This window comes from Streptomyces sp. A5-4, assembly GCF_051131715.1.
Taxonomy (GTDB): Bacteria; Actinomycetota; Actinomycetes; order Streptomycetales; family Streptomycetaceae; genus Streptomyces.
The window spans coordinates 286497-303045 of sequence record NZ_CP178591.1; the positions used below are offsets into that span (position 1 = coordinate 286497).

Below are 16549 nucleotides of genomic sequence, written 5' to 3' on the forward strand. Positions count from 1 at the left end.
GATGACCTTGCGGGTGGCCGTTGCGGGCGCGAGCGGGTATGCCGGGGGTGAGATCCTGCGGCTGCTGGCCGGACACCCGGAGGTGGAACTCGGTGCGGTCACCGCCCATTCGAGCGTCGGCCGCACCGTGGGCGAGATACAGCCGCAGCTCGCCGGATACGCGGACCGAGTGCTGGTGGAGACGGACGCGGCCTCGCTGGCCGGACACGATGTCGTCTTCCTCGCCCTGCCGCACGGCCAGTCGGCCCCGCTCGCGCGGCAGTTGGGTGACGAGACGCTCGTCGTGGACTGCGGCGCGGACTTCCGGCTGCGCAGCGCCGCCGACTGGGAACGCTTCTACGGCACCCCGCACGCGGGGTTTTGGCCCTACGGGCTGCCCGAACTCCCCGGCGCACGGGACGCGTTGAAGGCCACCCGACGCATAGCCGTGCCCGGCTGCTACCCGACCGCGGTCACGCTCGCGCTCTTCCCCGGCTTCGCCGCGGGTCTGCTGGAGGCGGAAGCGGTGGTCGTCGCCGCGTCCGGCACCTCGGGCGCGGGCCGGGCCGCCAAACCGCACCTGCTGGGGGCGGAGGTCATGGGCTCGATGAGCCCGTACGGCGTCGGCGGCTCCCACCGGCACACCCCGGAGCTGGTCCAAAACTTGTCCGGGGTGGCGGGTACGCCGGTGACCGTGTCCTTCACGCCGACGCTGGCGCCGATGGCCCGAGGCATCCTGGCGATCTGCTCGTCCAGGATCCGGCCAGGGGTGAGCGCCCGGCAGGTGCGCGGCGCGTACGAAGAGGCGTACGCGAATGAGCCGTTCGTACGGCTGCTGCCCCCTGACCGGTGGCCCGCGACGGCCGCCGTGCTCGGCTCGAACACGGCGCAGGTGCAGGTGGCGCTGGACGAGAGCGCGGGCCGCCTGGTGGCGACGATCGCGATCGACAACCTCACCAAGGGCACCGCGGGTGGCGCGCTGCAGAGCATGAACGTGGCGCTCGGCCTGCCCGAGGAAATGGGCCTTCCGACGAACGGGGTCACCCCATGAGCGTGACCTCGGCCAACGGCTTCACCGCGAACGCGGTCGCTGCCGGGATCAAGGAGTCCGGCGGTCTCGACCTCGCGCTCGTGGTCAACACCGGGCCCTCCCGCGCGGCGGCGGGTGTTTTCACCTCCAACCGCGTCCAGGCAGCGCCGGTGCGCTGGTCGCGCGAGGTGCTCGGGGACGGCCGGCTGACCGCGGTCGTGCTCAACTCCGGTGGCGCGAACGCCTGCACAGGCCCCAAGGGGGCCGAGGACACCCGCGTGACCGCCGTGCGCACCGCGGAGCTGCTGGGCATCGACTCCTCCGAGGTGGCGGTGTGTTCCACCGGGCTGATCGGCGTCGGACTCCCCATGGAACGCCCGCACGCGTGCCTCGGCCCGGCCGCGGCGGGCCTGGGCGAGGACGGGGGCGAGCAGGCCGCCGTCGCGACCATGACCACGGACTCGGTGCCCAAGACCGCCTCGGTGTCCGGTGACGGCTGGACCGTGGGCGGCATGGCGAAGGGTGCCGGAATGCTCGCGCCGGGTCTCGCCACGATGCTGGTGGTGCTGACCACGGACGCGGACGTGGCCGCCCCCGGTCTCGACGCGGCGCTGCGTGCGGCGGTCCGCACCACATTCGACAGGGTCGATTCCGACGGTTGCATGTCGACGAACGACACCGTGCTGCTGCTCGCTTCCGGCGCTTCCGGGATGTCGCCCCCGTACGACACGTTCACACGGGCGGTGCGCACCGTCTGCGCCGATCTCGCGCGGCAACTGATCGCTGACGCCGAAGGAGCCACCAAGGACATCAAGGTCGAGGTGGTCGGAGCCACTTGTGAGGACGACGCCGTGCAAGTCGGCAGGTCCGTCGCCCGCAACAGTCTCCTCAAGTGCGCGCCGCACGGGGAGGACCCCAACCGGGGTCGTGTGCTCTCCGCCATCGGGGACCACCTCTGCGGCCTTCGACCCCGAGCGTCTCGAAGTGGCCATCAACGGTGTGTGGGTGCGCCGGGACGGCGCGGCGGGCGAGAGCCGGGACAAGGTCGACCTCTCCGGGCGGGAGATCACCGTGACCGTGGATCTGCGGACCGGGCGGGAGTCGGCCGTGATCTGGACCGACGACCTCACCGTCGAATACGTCCACGAGAACAGCGCGCACAGCTCATGAACGCAGCGACGAAGAGGCCCCCGGCGGCCCTCCGTGACCGAAGCGGGCCGCCGCGCGCCCGTACGCTCGTCGAGGCACTGCCCTGGCTCCGGCGCTACCGGGACAAGGTCGTCGTCATCAAGTTCGGCGGGAACGCCATGGTGGACGAGGAACTGAAACAGGCCTTCGCGCGGGACGTGGTCTCGTTGCGCCGCGCGGGACTGCGGCCCGTCGTCGTACACGGCGGCGGACCGCAGATCAGCGCCATGCTGACACGGCTCGACCTGGAGGTCCGCTTCACCGCGGGGCTGCGTGTCACCACCCCCGAGACGATGGACGTCGTACGGATGGTGCTGGCGGGCCAGGTGCAGCGGGAGCTCGTGGGGCTGATCAACGCTCACGGGCCTCTCGCCGTCGGGATGACGGGCGAGGACGCGCACACCATGACCGCCACCAAGAGGTGGGCGCGGGTGGACGGTGGGCCCGTCGACATCGGGCTGGTCGGCGACATCGTCAACGTCGGCCCCGACACCGTGCGGGCGCTCATCGACCGTGGCCGTATCCCCGTCCTGTCCCCATCGCCCGCGGCACCGACGGGCAGGTCTACAACATCAACAACATCAACGCCGACCTCGCGGCGGCGGCCCTGGCCATCGCCCTCGACGCCGAGCGACTCGTGGTCCTCACCGATGTCGAGGGGCTGTACGCGGACTGGCCGCACAGCGAGGAGGTCATCGAGCGGCTCACCGCGAGCGAGCTCGAACTGCTGCTGCCCGGCCTGACGAGCGGGATGGTCCCGAAGATGGAGGGGTGCCTACGGGCGGTACGCGAGGGGTGCGTGGCGCGCACGTGCTGGACGGCCGGGTGCCGCACGCACTGCTGCTCGGCGTCTTCACCGACAGCGCGTCGGGCACCACCGTGGTGCCCGTCGCGCCACCCGGCCTCTCCGCGCCGACGACCGGACAGCCGGCACGGGCGGCGCCCGCGCTCTGACGCCACATCACCATCCGCCTGTCGCAGAGACGACAGGCGTCCCGGCACGCCCTCGGGGCGGCCCCGTTCGGCTTGACACGCACCGCACCATAAGAGATGTTAGGCGAGCCTTACCTAAGTAACGAGGTGGGGTTGGGGTGCCGGTGTCGTCGTTCGCCCGAACAGGCCACAGGGCCGCGGAACCCACAACACTCGGCAGAACAATGTGGAAGGACCAGCATGTCGGCGCACGCGTTCAACGCGCACCAGGAGGGCTCCCCCATCGAGGACCTGGTGGGGATCGGTTTCGGCCCGTCCAACCTCGCCCTGGCCATCGCCATCGAGGAGCACAACCGGGTCAACCCCGATGACGCCGTACGGTCCTCGTTCATCGAGCGCCAGGAGACCTTCGGTTGGCACCGGGGGATGCTCCTCGAAGGCGCGACCATGCAGGTGTCGTTCCTCAAGGACCTGGTCACCATGCGGGACCCGGGAAGCCCCTTCACCTTCCTGCGCTATCTCCACGACCACGACCGGCTCGCCGACTTCATCAACCAGAAGAGCTTCTTCCCCACCCGGCTCGAGTTCCACGACTACCTCCGCTGGTGCGCCGCCGAGTTCGGCGACCGGGTGTCCTACGGGCAGAGCGCGGTGGCCCTGCGGCCGGTTGAGAACGACGGGCTGATCGAGAGCGTCGATGTGGTGAGCCGAGGGGTGCGCGATCCCGCCGCCGAAAGCGTCACGCGCACGCGCAACATCGCTGTCGGAACCGGCCTGACGCCCAGGCTGCCGGACGGTGTCACGCTCGGCGAGCATGTCTGGCACAACCGGGACCTGCTCTTCCGCGCCGATGAGATCAAGGAACGCCCCCGTCGGCGGTTCGCCGTCGTCGGCGCCGGCCAGTCCGCGGCCGAGACCGCCGACTATCTCCACCGCACCTTCCCCGACGCCGAAGTGTGTGCTGTGTTCGCGCGGTACGGCTACAGCCCCGCCGACGACAGCCCGTTCGCCAACAGGATCTTCGACCCGGCCGCGGTGGACGACTACTACCAGGCGCCCGAGGAGTACAAGCAGGCACTGATGAGGTATCACGGCAACACCAACTACGGCGTGGTGGACGGCGAGTTGATCGAGCAGCTCTACCGCACGGTCTACCAGGAGAAGCTGGCCGGGGTGGAGCGGCTGCGGATCCTCAACGCCACCGCGCTCGTCGGCATCGAGGAACTCCCCGACGGCGCGCGCGTTGTCATACGCTCGCTCGTCGACGGCGAGCAGTCGACGCTCGACTGCGACGCCGTCGTACTCGCCACCGGCTACCGGCCATCGGATCCGCGCACGCTCCTCGGTCCGCTGGCCGACGCCTGCCTGACCGACGAGCAGGGGCAGTTGCGCATCGACCGCGACCACCGGCTGCTGATGGCCGACCACGTCAGGGTCGGCGTCTATCTTCAGGGCGGCGGCACCGAGCACACGCACGGCATCACGTCATCATTGCTGTCCACCCTCGCCGTGCGTTCCGGGGAGATCTGCGACTCATTGCTGCTGGGCCGCACCGAACGCCACGTACGGGCGCAGCTCGACGCCGAGGCCGCCGACGCAGCCGATGGCCTGGCCACCCACGCGAACTGAAGGCGGCCAGTAGCCGTGCCGGCCACCCCAGCGGTGTCCTGCGCCTGGGCGTCGACGCATTCCCGCGCTGCACAAGGAGACCCAACTGGTCGCGCGTGCGCGGGAATACGCGGACCCGCTACTGTCCTCGGCGCAACCCGGCGGCCCCGCCCGGGCGCCCGGCCCGGCGATGACGTCGCCGCTCGCACCGGGCCGACGAATTCCGGGTCGAGGTCCGCGACAGCAGGCATCATCCGCGCCGGAGACCACACAGATCAGACGAATCAAACAGAACCGAAGGAGCACCGCGCCATGGCCGCCAACCCGTTCGAGGACGAGGAAGCCCAGTACTACGTTCTCGTCAACGCCGAGAACCAGCATTCCTTCTGGCCCGCCTTCGCCGAAGTCCCGGCGGGCTGGACCGTCGCGCACGGTGAGGACTCCCGGCAGAACTGCGCCGACTACGTCGACGCCCACTGGACGGACATGCGGCCCGCGAGCCTGGTCGCCAGGGCCTGACCCACGGCAGCCATCCGCCGTGACGACCGTCGTGGCACTCGGTGGTGACGGGTCACCACCGCACCTCGACGGAGTTCATGCTCACCGCGCGCCTTGAGTGTCCGATGCCGACTGCGGGGCGCGGTCGCCGGGTTGCTTGCGGCGCCGGCGCATGACAGGTGTGAGGAGCGAGGCGCCGCCCTCGACCTCATCGCGGACGAGGGGGTCGCGGGCATCTCCCACCGCAAGGTCGCAGCCCGGGCCGGGGTGCCGCTCGGCTCGATGACGTACCACTTCCAGAGCATGGACGAGGTGCTGCACGAGGCGTTCACCCGGTTCTCCGACAGTGTCGTCGAAGTGTTCCAGCAGCGGCTGGGCGCGGCCGGCACCCCGGACGAGGCGCGCGAAGCGGTCGCGGACCTCATCCACCATCTCTCCAGCGGCAATCAGCGTGAGCTGGTCCTCACCCACGAGCTGTACACACTGGCCGCTCGGCAGCCCGCCTACCGCGAGCTGACCCGGGCGTGGATGCACCGGAGCCGCCGCATCCTTGAGCAGCACTTCACTTCGGACACCGCCCGTCAGCTCGACGCCCTCATCGAGGGCCTCTCGATCCACCGCGCCCTGGACACCGACCCGCACGACCGCGCCCTCACCGGCGAGGCCATCGCCCGGATCACGACAGCGCCACCCAGAGCCGACGGCCGCGCGGACGGCAGCTGAACCGCACAGGGCCGCCCGACCTGTGCCCGGGGCGCCGCCGGGCACCCTCGCCGCCCCCGAGGCGGGAAGTCGCTCAGGAATGCATTCGCGCGCCCTTGAGGACCTTGTCCACCGCGTTGCGCGGCCCGTGCAAAGCGAGCCCCACCAGGTCAAGCTGGTCCTTGCCCACAGCCCGTACAGCCGCCCGGTTGTCCCGGTCGTTGCCCGTGCTGAACAGGTCCGACGTGAACACGGCCCTCGGCAGCGACCGGGACAGCGCACGACTGTGCGCGGCGGTCAGCGTCTCGCTTGATGCCACCGCTACCCCGGCCCGGGACGCGAGCCCAGGGCCCGCACCGCGTGCGGAGCCCTGTGGGGCATCCGGCAGGGGCTCCCCCGCCGGGCCCGGCGCCCCGCCACAGGACGAGACATTCAGCCGCTCGCGCGGCGCCTTCGCGCAGAGGTCACGGCTGCGGTCGCTGCAGCCCCCGAAGGAGCAGTTCGACCAACCGACGGGGGTCGTAGCGGGGGTCGCCGTCACGTCCGATGCAGAGGTTGCCGATGCCACGCATCAGCTCGTAGGCCTGCGTACCGGACCTGATTTCGCCGGCTTCGACTGCCGCGTCGAGCAGTTGCGCGCAGACGGGCACCAAGCGGTCGAGGAAGTAGGTGTGCAGGGCGTCGAAGCCGCTGCTGTCCGATTGCATCGCGTTGGCGAGTCCGTGCTTCGTGACCAGGAAATCAACGAAAAGGTCGGCCCACTGACGGAGCGCGTCGAGCGGGGAGTCGGCGTCGGCCAACAGGTGCGGGCCGGCCTCGGCGCAGGTTTCGACCTGGTGGCGGTAGACGGCGACGACGAGATCCGCCCGAGTCGGGAAGTGGCGGTAGATCGTGCCCATCCCGACGCCCGCCCTGGCCGCGATCTCACGGATCGGCGCGTCGACGCCGGAGGTGACGAACACCGCGGCGGCGGCGGTAAGCAGCGTCTGCTGGTTGCGCTGTGCGTCGGCCCGCTTGCTTCGGGGTGGCACCTCCCCGGAGTGGCTCGCAGTGGGCATCACGCTCTCCTTCCGATGGCCATTGACTAAACGGAACAGCGCTCCGTATAGTAAGTGGAACAACGCTCCGCTTCAGCGTAACCGAAGCCGGAAGCTCCTGGCCGCCTCACCCGCCGCCGGTCGAACGAAACAAGCAGCAGAGGCAGACGAACGGAAACACACATCGTGACCGAATCGACCAACACAGCCGCCACCCTCGAATCCCCCACCCCCGTCCTCTCGGTCGGCCCGGTAGTGCTGCCGACTCCCGGCCGAGCCGTGGACCTGGAGGTACGGGTCTCCGCGCCCGTGACCGGCAGCGATCTGCCGGTGATCCTCCTCTCGCACGGTCAGGGTTACTCCAACCACCTCTCCTCGCTCAACGGCTACGCCCCCCTCGCGAACTTCTGGGCGGCGCACGGCTTCGTCGTGATCCAGCCCACCCACCTGAGCTCCAGGACATTGAGCCTCGCCCCCGACACCCCCGGGGCGCCTCTGTACTGGCGGTCACGGGCCGAGGACATGACGCGCATCCTCGACCGGCTCGACGTGATCGAGGCCGCCGTCCCGCGGCTTGCCGGACGCCTGGACCGAAGCAGGGTCGCCGTAGCCGGGCACTCGATGGGGGGGCACACCGCGAGCCTGCTGCTGGGCGCCCGGCTCACCGATCCGCAGGACGGAACAGAAGCCAACCTGACCGAGCCCCGCATCAAGGCGGGTGTGCTGCTTGCCGCGCCCGGTGGGGGTGGCGACGCCCTCACCGCTTCCGTGGCCGAGAGCCTTCCTTTCCTCTTGACCACGGACTTCTCCACCATGGCGACGCCCGCGCTCGTGGTCGTCGGCGACAAGGACGCCTCTGCCCATTTGACGGTTCGGGGTCCCGACTGGCACAGCGATCCGTACTTACTCTCCCCCGGCCGCAAATCGCTGCTCACCTTGATCGACGCGGAGCACGGGCTGGGCGGGGTCTCCGGTTACGACGTCGCCGAGACCACGGACGAGAACCTCGAGAGAGTGTCGGCGGTCCAGCGGCTCACCTGGGCCTACCTCCGTACGGAGCTCTACCCCGAGGATTCCGCCTGGCAGGCGGCGCGTGACGCGCTGAGCGCCGAACCCAGTCCGCTGGGACGAGTCGAATCCAAGTAACCCACTTGATCGGCAAGGGACTTGAGCAGGCCCCGGGCCGCGGTTCAGGCGGATCAGGCGGTTCGGGCGCCCTCCCTGCACGCCGGACCGCAGACGCGGCGCCTTGGATCCGCGCGGGTCAGGCTGTCGAGAATCCTGCGCTGCCCTCCGGGCCACACCGTCGGTTGGTGGTGGTGGACGGAGACCACACCGATCAGGGTTCCGTCCGGAAGCGTGATCGGCACGGACACCACCGCACCGACGTGCGCATCGGCCAGCACATCAAGTGCCGGGCTGCCCGCAAAGACCAGGGAGGACGCCACCTCCTCGACGACGACCGGGCCCCGGCTATGGGCAGCAGTACCGCAGGCGGTATCGCTGTCCGCCGAGCCGTCCATCCCCTCGGTGGGCAGCGCGATGCGCCCTGTACTCAGGTCGCGGACGTAGAGCTCCGGTCCGCCGTGGGCGGCGTTCGGCACCAGGCCCGGATCCTCCGACCGGAAGAACACCAGGCGGTTGCCCGCGCTGACCGCGGCGTCGTCCCCCGAGTTGCGGACCGTCCGACTGCCGTCGGGCCGCGCCGTCAGGCGTTGGACGGCGCCGGTGCGCAGATCACGGCGGAACAGGTCGCGCACTCCGTTGGTGTCGTTCGCGACGATGTCGGGGCGTCCGTGGCGAACAGGGCGTACCGCCCGTCGGGGCTGACGAAGGCCGACGGCGCGTCCTCCGTCCGGCTGCCGTCACGGTTGTGGCCGACGAGCTGGGTGCGGCCGGTGGCCACCTCGTGGACGTAGAACCATTTGGGCCGCGGTGGCGGTTGCGGCGCCCACTGCGGCGCCCCGGCCCGGGCGGCGCCGCCCAGGTTCTCCGCGTGGGTCATGAAGCCGACCGTCGCCCCGTCCTGGCTGATCGAGGCGAACCGGGAGAAGCTCGCCACCTGGCCGTCCCCGTGCCCTCTCAACTGCACCTCGGGGCGCTGCTGTTCGTTGCCCGCCACAATGTTGGTCGCATTGGTCATGTAGACGACGAACCGGCCGTCGCCGCTGATCCGCGCCGCGCTGCTGTGGTGGTCGCCCCCCTGCGCCGTCCGGACCCCACGGTGATGCGCTCCGGACGACCCCAGGAGACTCCCTTGAGGTCGTGAACACCCCGACCCCCGCCTCCCCCCGTGACCAACAGGCCCACAGGCCCACAGCCACCATCGCCACCAACGTCTTCGTACGTCTGAAGGTGCGCATGCTTGCTTCCCCCGTGTACGGACAGGAAGGGAAGTCCATCGCGTTGGGCGGCACACGGTCAACATCGGATTCAGTCGCCGCGGAGGGCGTTTCAGCCGCTGTCCGACTGCCCGGGAAGCCTGTACCGGCGGCGTGGGGCTGCACGACGCCCTCCCCGTACAACCTCCACACACCCTGCATCATTCGGCGAACGTCACGAAGCCGCAGGGCTTTGGTCCTCGGCTAAAGACCCCCTCGCCGGGGTCGGATGTCGGCGGGCTGTGAGCCCGCCCATAGGGCGTGGATCACATACGAAGCGCCATAGGAGGACACGGCGTCCGGCTCGGCGTGTCATGCAAGGCCCCGGCCCGCTTCCGCCCTCCACTACGTAGAAGCATAGTTTTTAGGGTCATTGCGGACATCTCTGGCGCGCGTTAATCATGGGACATACCCCGAGGAGCCAGCCGCTCCGGACCAGTCGAGTGCCACTCGCTTCGACCGATTCCCAGCCGCGTCGCGCAGCTTCACCGCGCTGTCGCCGCCCCCGCGGCCTCCCCGCATTCCACTGATTTGGAGAGTTCCATCCGTATGCTCGCCCAGCCCCGCATCTCCGCCGCCCGTACTGCCCGGATCCGTAACTTCTCGGTTTCCGGCCTCTGCGCCGCAGGCGCCGCCGCGGCAGCCCTGACCCTCGCCCCCTCCCCCGCGCAGGCCGCCGAGCCCGCCTCGCACAGCATGTCCGCAGCGAGCGCCGTCTCCGCACAGGCCGACGCCCTCGCGAAGAAGGCCGACGACAAGCCGTCCCACCCCGAGAACCTGGACGGCTGGATCCGCGAGTCCCTCGACATCATGAAGGACAAGGGCATCCCCGGCAGCTACGAGGGCCTGCACCGCAACATCATCCGCGAGTCCGGCGGCGACCCCAACGCGGCCAACGGCACGGACATCAACGCCCAGAACGGCACGCCGTCCAAGGGGCTGCTGCAGGTCATCCAGCCGACCTTCGACGCCTACCACGTCGCCGGCACCGAGAAGGACCTCACCGACCCGGTCGCCAACATCACCGCCGCTGCCAACTACGCCGCCGACAAGTACGGCTCCATCGACAACGTCGACTCCGCCTACTGAGCGATTCGGGGACAGCACCAACCCGCACGGAACAATGGGGTCGGAAAGCCTGCACGGCGTGCTCGTCGCGTACCCGGCACAGGGTGACCACCGGTACGCCGAGCTTTGGTGGAGCTCGGCCGCACACCGACCCGGACTCGGCGCGAGCTCAGGGCAGCCCCTCCCCGCGGCACGCGCGCAAAGCGTCAGGTCGACCCGGCGGGACTCACCTGATGTGACACTGTCAGCCACTCCTCGAAGGTTGCCGACGGGAGCAGACGATGAGTCAGAAACGCCACAGGGCACCCCTTTCCACGCGGCTGCGCTTCGACGGCTACATCGCCGGCACAGGCACTACCTCCGGAACACGCATCGTGCTGGGGCACTGGCCACGATCGCCGTTCGGGCCGTTCAGCGACGTGATGCTTGAGCGAAAAGACGGAGAGCGACTGCTGTTCGCGCCCACTGCGCAGGCGGCGGACTTCATCGCCGCCACCTACAACTTCGACACCGTGCACGTCGTGCCGGTGGACGTCAGCGTCGAAGCAGCCCTCTGGACCGTCAAGGCGGGGCACCTCGACCTGCGCTTCACCACCGGTCGGCGAGGCCCCCTCGGGCTTCTTCTGCGTGCGGTGCCCGACGCACTCGCCGGCCGCCCGGCCTGGAGCACACTCCTGGACCTGCCCGCCCGCCTCCTGCTGTCCGGTGTACGAACCCGAGGCAGCGCGGGCAACGGCCGACGCGAGTGGTACGGACCGCGCGATCTGAAACCGATCGATACAGTTTCGGCAGTCTTCGAAGGCAGGGACCTCGGCGTGCTGTCGCCCATCGAACCGCCCGTGCGTTTCGGGTTCGCGTCGGTGCCCCGCAAACCCGGTGTCACACGGATCACCACCACGGTGGCGCTGGGCCCAGAAGAGTGTCGCCCCCCGAGGGCATGAACCTCTGAGCGCCGCGCCCAGCCGACCCCAGCCGACCGGGCGAGGAAAATGGGAGGCTTGACCCTGGTGGTCCCACAGCGGGACCACGACCGTGCGCCCCACGCGCTCGGCCCATGGAGCGAGGAGTTGCACCCGTATGTGGAAGTGTGAACAGGTGGTCGGCGCAAGCCTGGACGTGAAGGAGACCATCGGTCTCTACCGCGCCTCCACCCTGGCCGAACGACGCCCGGTCGACGACGAGGAGCGCTTCGCCAAGATGCTGGCAGGCTCCAACCTCGTCATCACCGTCCGCGCGGAGAACCGGCTCATCGGGATCGCCCGCTCGATCACCGACGGCGCGTACTCCACCTATCTGAGCGACCTGGCCGTCGACAGCGAGTTCCAGGGCCAAGGTGTGGGGCGCGCCCTCGTCCAGGCCACCAGGGAAGCGGCGCCCCAGGCCCGGCTCATCCTGATGTCCGCCCCTGCCGCCGTCGACTACTACCCGCACATCGGGTTCACCCGGCACGACTCCGCCTGGACCATCGCAGGCCCCGGCACGGTGTGAGGACGGCCAACAGCCAGGCCGTTCGCAGCCACACCCCCGCGTCCAGCGACACTCCTGCTGCCCAACGGCGCCTGCCCGAAGACTGAGCACCAGTGAGTACGCGTACGTCGTCCGGCGAGTGAGGCCACGAGTCCGGCGGCGGACGCGACCTCCGCCTGGCCCTTGGCAACAACTGCCGGGCAGCTTGACTTCCGCTCCCCTCCCTTGAGGGAGGGGATTCCTACCACGGTCATCTGACCGTCTCGGCGGGTTCCTGTTTCTTGGCGCTGTGCCGGGACGAGTCCCGGTCTTACCCGCGCTCCGCAGGCTGACACCGCCAGTCCGGCGGCCTTGGCGACGTTGACCGCCGCGTTGATGTCCCGGTCGAGGACGGCCCCGCATACTCCGCACGTCCAGATACGGGCACTCAGCGGCTTGGGGCCGTCCTTGACGCCGCAGGCCGAACAGAGCTGAGAGGTCGACTCGAACCGGCCGATGCGGTGGAACTGGCGCCCGTACCGGGCGGCTTTGTATTCCAGCATCGTGGTGAACGCCGACCATCCTGCGTCGTGCACGGACTTCGCCAACCGGGTGCGGGCGAGTCCCTTGACCGCCAGGTCTTCCACCGCAACCGCTTGGTTCTCGCGGATGATCCTCGTGGAGAGCTGGTGGTGGAACTCGCGCCGTGCGTCAGCGGTCCGTGCGTGGGCGCGGGCGAACTTGACCCGGGCCTTGACCCGGTTCACCGAGCCCTTGGCCTTGCGGGACAGATCCCGCTGCGCCCGTTTGAGCTTCTTTTCGGCCCGGCGCAGGAATCGGGGGTTTGCGATCTTCGTGCCGTCGGAGAGGACCGCGAAGTGCGTCAGCCCCAGGTCGATACCGACCACGGGCGCGACCTCGGGCAGCGTCTCGCCGGTGCCGCTCGGGGCGAGCGGTGCGGCAGGCGTGCGCCTGCCGCACCCAGGCGGGGTCAGCCCTTGTACTGGTTCGCCACGTCCAGGACCCAGACGACCCCGAACCGGTCCTTGAGCATGCCGTACAGCGGCGCCCACTGTGCGGGCTCCAGCGGTTGCACGATGGTCGAGCCCTTCGTCAGCTTCTCCCACAACGCGCCGATCTCCTCGGCGCTGTCGCCGCTCACGGAGACGAAGTAGGCGTTCTCTCCCTGGTTCCAGGGGAGTTGGGACGGCACGTCGTATGCCATGACGTGAAAGCCGTTCTCCCCGACCACCTCGCCCCACATCACCCAGTCGGCCTCGTCCGCGTTCTGGACACTGCCCGCGTCCCCATAGGTGATGGCGGCGATGCGCCCGCCGAAGACGGAGTGGTAGAACGTGAGCGCTTCGCGGGCGTCGCCGCGGAAGTTCAGGTGGGTCGTAGATGTGACGGACATAGTTGGCTCCTGGCCCTAGACGGCCGCTGGGTTCCGTTCGGAGCCCAGCGCGAGTGTCCGGCGACCACGCGATCCCCACCGTGCGAACAGCTCGGAGGGTGCGGCCACGCTGGTCGGGGTGTTTTTCCGTACCGATCCCGCCGGCGACTCGGGAATCACACTCGCACCGGTAGAGGTCAGGTTGTGGCCTGCATGCGCAGCAGCAAGGACCTGATCGACGCACCAGGAGGCCGAGGGAGCGCAAAGCCCTTCCGTCGCCGCACCAGCTCCCGTCAGAGAGCGTCCCGGATCGCCGAAAGCCCCGCTCCACGACCCCCTCTTCACACACCCGGGCACTTGACCGCGCCAAGAAGCACTTGTAGGTGCCGGGTTACCGGTGCGCGGCTCGAACCGGCCGGTCAACCACCTCACCGCATTACATTAGGTTAGGCTAAGCTAATCCTCTGCCGGAGGGGGAATTCCTGTCATCAGGAGGGAGCTTGCCCATGGGCTTGCCCACCATCGACTCCTATCCCATGCCCGACCGGTTCGCGATACCTCCGCGGTGCGTACCCTGGACGATCGATCCGGCACGAGCCGCGCTGTTGGTGCTCGACATGCAGAACCACTTCGTCGGGGCGTTCCCCGCCGGGCGCTCCCCGGTGGTCGACCTCGTCAACAACATCACCGCCCTGCGCGAACTCGCGGGCACCCTCGACATACCGGTCATCTTCAGCGCCGAACAGGCTGCGCAGCAGCCCGGCCAGCGCGGCCTGCTCGCCGACATCTGGGGTCCGGGGATCGGGCCTGAGTCCGATGCCGCCGCGATCCTGACGGCGCTCACCCCCCGGCCCGGCGAACATCTGCTGGCGACCGTCCGGCACAACGCTTTTCTCCGCAGCCATCTCGGCAGGCTGCTGCGATCCACGGGGCGTGACCAGTTGGTCATCTGTGGCGTCTACGCGCATCTGGGCATACTGCTCACGGCGGCGGACGCCTTCATGCAGGACATCCAGCCCTTCGTCGTCGCCGACGCGGTCGCCGACCTCTCCGCCGAAGAGCACGCCATGGCACTGCGGTGGGCAGCGCGCAGCGGCGTCGTATGCACCACCGACATGCTGCTGCGTGACCTCCTGATCGGCAGGGCGGCGCACGGCGCATGACCGGTCGGCAGGCAGGGAGCCGGACATCCACGCGGCATCGAGTCGCCACAAGGAGAGACGAAGACCATGACCGTACGGGTCACTGTGACCGGAGCGAGCATCGCTGTACTCGGCTCCAGCACCACGCGAGAACAGCTGACGGGGAACGAGAAGACCGGCCGCCCGGTCTCTGTGGGCGCCATCGAACATCCGGCCAGGGCCACCGCCGGCCGCGCCGCGCGGAGCGCGAGTGTCGCCCCTGGTCTTCCTCAGGGCCTGGACCTGTCCACGAATGGAGTGGCTCTGTGAGCGTCACCGCCGCAGCGGGACTGCCTGCGGGCGGTGAGCAGCCGCGCCACGCACCCCGGGCACTGGAGGATTTTCGGGGTCGGACGGTCGTGATCAAGTTCGGCGGGAACGCCATGGTGAACGAGGATCTGAAGCGGACGTTCGCCAAGGACGTGGTGGAGTTGTGGCGGGCGGGGCTGCGCCCCGTCGTCGTACACGGCGGCGGACCGCAGATCAGCGCACTGCTCGACCGGCTCGATCTGGAGGTCCGCTTCGAGGCGGGGCTACGGGTCACCACTCCGGAAATCATGGACGTGGTCAGGATGGTGCTGACGGGTCAGGTACAGCGCCGGCTCGTGGGGCTCATCAACAGCCACGGCCCCTTCGCGGTGGGTCTGTCGGGCGAGGACGCGCACACCATGACTGCCGTGCGGCGGCCGGCCTGGGTGGACGGAGAACCGGTGGACATCGGGCTGGTCGGCGACATCACCGAGGTCAATCCGGCCACCGTACAGGCGCTGCTGGATCAGGGCCGTATACCGGTGGTGTCCCCGGTGGCCAGGGGAACGGACGGACAGGTCTACAACGTCAACGCCGATCTCGCGGCGGCGGCCATGGCGGTGGCCTTGGGCGCGGAGAAACTGGTAATGCTCACCGACGTCCAGGGGCTGTACGCGAACTGGCCGCACGACACCAAGGTGATCGAACGCCTGACGGCGGACGAGTTGGAGAAGCTTCTGCCTGAACTGGCGGGCGGGATGCTGCCCAAGATGGAAGGGTGCCTCCAGGCCGTCCGGGCGGGCGTGCCGATGGCCCACGTACTGGATGGCCGGATGCCGCACGCAGTCCTGGATGTGTTCGGCGGGGACCGCTCCGGCACCACTGTCGTTCCGGACGGGGGCCGGGACGTATGACGGCCGGGCCGCCGGACCGGCGGGCCACTCGGTCCTCACCGGCCGTCGTTTCGCTCAACAGGTGGCGCAGATAGCTGACTTGGGGATTGGCGGCCTTGCCGGCGGGAGCGAAGGCGCGGCGCGGTCGGCGCCCGTGGTCGGCGAGGCACGCGGTTCGCCGCCGCCCGGCCCATCGGCGCCGGCGCCGCCGCCCCGTACTGCGACAGCGCGCAAGGGAGGCCTGAAGGGGCCGAAGTCCCCCGGCGCCAATGCAGTTGGTCAGACGGTACGGGCGAGTACCCGCGAATTGCGGCGCGGGTCCAGGGATTCGGCCCAGGCTGTCGGTGCGAGTTCCTCGGCGACAGACACGAAGCCGTACCGGAGGAACAGACCACCACCGCGAGTCGTGGCAGTGAACACGGTGTCCAGTGATCGCGCGCTCGCGTGGGCCAGCGCACCGCGCAGGAGCTGAGCACCCAACCCCAGGCCCTGACTGGTCGGTGCGACGCAGAAGTTGTACAGCACACCCGAGGGCCCTCGGCCGCGAGAAGGCTCAGCGGGATGCACCCGCAGCCCCAGACAGCCGTCGAGGGTCCCGTCCTGAGCCTCCGCCACCAGAAAGTCGGCCGCGTCCGAGGCGTAGAGGGACAGCGAACGCTCACGCAGCGCTCCGGAGCGCACGAACGGCCGGGACAGGGCCTCAAGGGCGGCGGCATCCCCGCGTTGCGCGGACCGCAGCCGGAGTGGGGCAGGCAGGGTGCCGGTCGGCGACGTCATGGCGAGGCGCGCGATGGCGGAGGCCGTGATCAAAAGGTTCCCTTTCGTCGGTCCCACCCGCGCATGAAGGGCAGTTCTGTCGCCGCCGCACCTGGGACACCCAGCGAGGTAAGGGTAGCCTCACCTAACCCAATTGCCAAAACGGAGAAGTCCTCCCTCGCCCCGGTTCAGCAGCGACGTCAGCCC

At 69.6% G+C, this 16549-nt stretch carries 17 protein-coding genes and 3 pseudogenes; 13 read left to right on the top strand and 7 right to left on the bottom strand.

Going from position 1 to position 16549, the window contains the following annotated elements; genetic code table 11:
* Nucleotide 1 precedes the first annotated feature (1 nt).
* The 6 genes and pseudogenes from argC to ACLLJJ_RS01390 all read left to right on the top strand — a co-directional run bounded on the left by argC (nucleotide 2) and on the right by ACLLJJ_RS01390 (nucleotide 5959).
* Nucleotides 2–1030, top strand: coding sequence for an N-acetyl-gamma-glutamyl-phosphate reductase (gene argC / locus ACLLJJ_RS01365; protein ID WP_434587408.1), 1029 nt, complete (start codon nucleotides 2–4; stop codon nucleotides 1028–1030).
* Nucleotides 1027–2179: pseudogene (argJ, locus tag ACLLJJ_RS01370) on the top strand (bifunctional glutamate N-acetyltransferase/amino-acid acetyltransferase ArgJ). The gene argC and the pseudogene argJ overlap by 4 nt, the downstream one beginning before the upstream one ends.
* Nucleotides 2176–3151, top strand: a pseudogene (argB, locus tag ACLLJJ_RS01375) (acetylglutamate kinase). The pseudogenes argJ and argB (ACLLJJ_RS01375) overlap by 4 nt, the downstream one beginning before the upstream one ends.
* A 219-nt stretch (nucleotides 3152–3370) precedes the next feature.
* Nucleotides 3371–4759 carry a lysine N(6)-hydroxylase/L-ornithine N(5)-oxygenase family protein gene (locus ACLLJJ_RS01380; protein ID WP_434587409.1) on the top strand — a complete coding sequence of 463 codons (1389 nt, stop codon included), beginning with the start codon at nucleotides 3371–3373 and terminating at the stop codon, nucleotides 4757–4759.
* A gap of 291 nt (nucleotides 4760–5050) precedes the next feature.
* Entirely contained in the window at nucleotides 5051–5257 is a 207-nt protein-coding gene (locus tag ACLLJJ_RS01385; protein WP_434587410.1) for an MbtH family protein, read from the top strand.
* A 132-nt stretch (nucleotides 5258–5389) separates the two neighbouring features.
* Nucleotides 5390–5959 (top strand): TetR/AcrR family transcriptional regulator, encoded by a 570-nt coding sequence (locus ACLLJJ_RS01390; protein ID WP_434600266.1) that lies wholly within the window; start codon nucleotides 5390–5392, stop codon nucleotides 5957–5959.
* A gap of 73 nt (nucleotides 5960–6032) precedes the next feature.
* On the opposite strand, the gene ACLLJJ_RS01395 is transcribed toward ACLLJJ_RS01390, so the two are convergent.
* Together ACLLJJ_RS01395 and ACLLJJ_RS01400 are read right to left on the bottom strand one after the other, a co-directional pair.
* Entirely contained in the window at nucleotides 6033–6374 is a 342-nt protein-coding gene (locus tag ACLLJJ_RS01395; RefSeq protein ID WP_434600267.1) for a DUF2000 family protein, read from the bottom strand.
* Between the two features lie 28 nt (nucleotides 6375–6402).
* The gene (locus ACLLJJ_RS01400) at nucleotides 6403–6996 is read right to left on the bottom strand and encodes a TetR/AcrR family transcriptional regulator (protein ID WP_434587411.1); all 594 of its coding nucleotides are present in this window, start codon (nucleotides 6994–6996) and stop codon (nucleotides 6403–6405) included.
* Nucleotides 6997–7161: 165 nt separating this feature from the next.
* Between ACLLJJ_RS01400 and ACLLJJ_RS01405 the strand changes: the two genes are divergently transcribed.
* Nucleotides 7162–8121 carry an alpha/beta hydrolase family protein gene (locus ACLLJJ_RS01405; RefSeq protein WP_434587412.1) on the top strand — a complete coding sequence of 320 codons (960 nt, stop codon included), beginning with the start codon at nucleotides 7162–7164 and terminating at the stop codon, nucleotides 8119–8121.
* 53 nt (nucleotides 8122–8174) lie between these two features.
* Here the strand turns inward: ACLLJJ_RS01405 and ACLLJJ_RS01410 are convergent, their stop codons facing one another.
* On the bottom strand, nucleotides 8175–8735 hold the full coding sequence (locus tag ACLLJJ_RS01410; protein WP_434587413.1) for a GAF domain-containing protein: 561 nt from the start codon (nucleotides 8733–8735) through the stop codon (nucleotides 8175–8177).
* Nucleotides 8684–9118 (bottom strand): hypothetical protein, encoded by a 435-nt coding sequence (locus tag ACLLJJ_RS01415; RefSeq protein WP_434587414.1) that lies wholly within the window; start codon nucleotides 9116–9118, stop codon nucleotides 8684–8686. The genes ACLLJJ_RS01410 and ACLLJJ_RS01415 overlap by 52 nt, the downstream gene beginning before the upstream one ends.
* A gap of 787 nt (nucleotides 9119–9905) precedes the next feature.
* On the opposite strand from ACLLJJ_RS01415, the gene ACLLJJ_RS01420 reads away from it, so the two are divergent.
* The 3 genes from ACLLJJ_RS01420 to ACLLJJ_RS01430 all read left to right on the top strand — a co-directional run bounded on the left by ACLLJJ_RS01420 (nucleotide 9906) and on the right by ACLLJJ_RS01430 (nucleotide 11912).
* Nucleotides 9906–10445 carry a transglycosylase SLT domain-containing protein gene (locus ACLLJJ_RS01420; protein WP_434587415.1) on the top strand — a complete coding sequence of 180 codons (540 nt, stop codon included), beginning with the start codon at nucleotides 9906–9908 and terminating at the stop codon, nucleotides 10443–10445.
* 260 nt (nucleotides 10446–10705) lie between these two features.
* Nucleotides 10706–11365: a hypothetical protein gene (locus ACLLJJ_RS01425; protein WP_434587416.1), complete on the top strand. Its 660-nt coding sequence runs from the start codon at nucleotides 10706–10708 to the stop codon at nucleotides 11363–11365.
* 136 nt (nucleotides 11366–11501) lie between these two features.
* Nucleotides 11502–11912: a GNAT family N-acetyltransferase gene (locus ACLLJJ_RS01430; protein ID WP_434587417.1), complete on the top strand. Its 411-nt coding sequence runs from the start codon at nucleotides 11502–11504 to the stop codon at nucleotides 11910–11912.
* 245 nt (nucleotides 11913–12157) lie between these two features.
* On the opposite strand, the pseudogene ACLLJJ_RS01435 reads toward ACLLJJ_RS01430, so the two are convergent.
* Nucleotides 12158–12802, bottom strand: a pseudogene (locus tag ACLLJJ_RS01435) (RNA-guided endonuclease TnpB family protein); the annotation flags it as partial.
* Between the two features lie 59 nt (nucleotides 12803–12861).
* Nucleotides 12862–13284 carry a VOC family protein gene (locus tag ACLLJJ_RS01440; RefSeq protein ID WP_434587418.1) on the bottom strand — a complete coding sequence of 141 codons (423 nt, stop codon included), beginning with the start codon at nucleotides 13282–13284 and terminating at the stop codon, nucleotides 12862–12864.
* A gap of 485 nt (nucleotides 13285–13769) precedes the next feature.
* Between ACLLJJ_RS01440 and ACLLJJ_RS01445 the strand changes: the two genes are divergently transcribed.
* From ACLLJJ_RS01445 to argB (ACLLJJ_RS01455), 3 genes are all read left to right on the top strand, one after another.
* The gene (locus ACLLJJ_RS01445) at nucleotides 13770–14426 is read left to right on the top strand and encodes an isochorismatase family protein (RefSeq protein WP_434587419.1); all 657 of its coding nucleotides are present in this window, start codon (nucleotides 13770–13772) and stop codon (nucleotides 14424–14426) included.
* Between the two features lie 66 nt (nucleotides 14427–14492).
* Entirely contained in the window at nucleotides 14493–14714 is a 222-nt protein-coding gene (locus tag ACLLJJ_RS01450) for a hypothetical protein (protein WP_434587420.1), read from the top strand.
* A gap of 62 nt (nucleotides 14715–14776) precedes the next feature.
* Nucleotides 14777–15607, top strand: coding sequence for an acetylglutamate kinase (argB, locus tag ACLLJJ_RS01455; protein WP_434600268.1), 831 nt, complete (start codon nucleotides 14777–14779; stop codon nucleotides 15605–15607).
* A gap of 258 nt (nucleotides 15608–15865) precedes the next feature.
* Here argB (ACLLJJ_RS01455) and ACLLJJ_RS01460 read toward each other — a convergent pair whose 3' ends face one another.
* Nucleotides 15866–16363, bottom strand: a complete 498-nt coding sequence (locus ACLLJJ_RS01460) for a GNAT family N-acetyltransferase (protein ID WP_434600269.1) — start codon at nucleotides 16361–16363, stop codon at nucleotides 15866–15868.
* Nucleotides 16364–16549 lie beyond the last annotated feature (186 nt).

Coding starts and splice junctions, on each gene's coding strand:
- argC (WP_434587408.1), top strand. CDS start 2: ATGACCTTGCGGGTGGCCGTTGCGGGCGCGAGCGGGTATGCCGGGGGT.
- ACLLJJ_RS01380 (WP_434587409.1), top strand. CDS start 3,371: ATGTCGGCGCACGCGTTCAACGCGCACCAGGAGGGCTCCCCCATCGAG.
- ACLLJJ_RS01385 (WP_434587410.1), top strand. CDS start 5,051: ATGGCCGCCAACCCGTTCGAGGACGAGGAAGCCCAGTACTACGTTCTC.
- ACLLJJ_RS01400 (WP_434587411.1), bottom strand. CDS start 6,996: ATGCCCACTGCGAGCCACTCCGGGGAGGTGCCACCCCGAAGCAAGCGG.
- ACLLJJ_RS01415 (WP_434587414.1), bottom strand. CDS start 9,118: ATGACCAATGCGACCAACATTGTGGCGGGCAACGAACAGCAGCGCCCC.
- ACLLJJ_RS01420 (WP_434587415.1), top strand. CDS start 9,906: ATGCTCGCCCAGCCCCGCATCTCCGCCGCCCGTACTGCCCGGATCCGT.
- ACLLJJ_RS01425 (WP_434587416.1), top strand. CDS start 10,706: ATGAGTCAGAAACGCCACAGGGCACCCCTTTCCACGCGGCTGCGCTTC.
- ACLLJJ_RS01430 (WP_434587417.1), top strand. CDS start 11,502: ATGTGGAAGTGTGAACAGGTGGTCGGCGCAAGCCTGGACGTGAAGGAG.
- ACLLJJ_RS01440 (WP_434587418.1), bottom strand. CDS start 13,284: ATGTCCGTCACATCTACGACCCACCTGAACTTCCGCGGCGACGCCCGC.
- ACLLJJ_RS01445 (WP_434587419.1), top strand. CDS start 13,770: ATGGGCTTGCCCACCATCGACTCCTATCCCATGCCCGACCGGTTCGCG.
- ACLLJJ_RS01450 (WP_434587420.1), top strand. CDS start 14,493: ATGACCGTACGGGTCACTGTGACCGGAGCGAGCATCGCTGTACTCGGC.
- ACLLJJ_RS01460 (WP_434600269.1), bottom strand. CDS start 16,363: ATGACGTCGCCGACCGGCACCCTGCCTGCCCCACTCCGGCTGCGGTCC.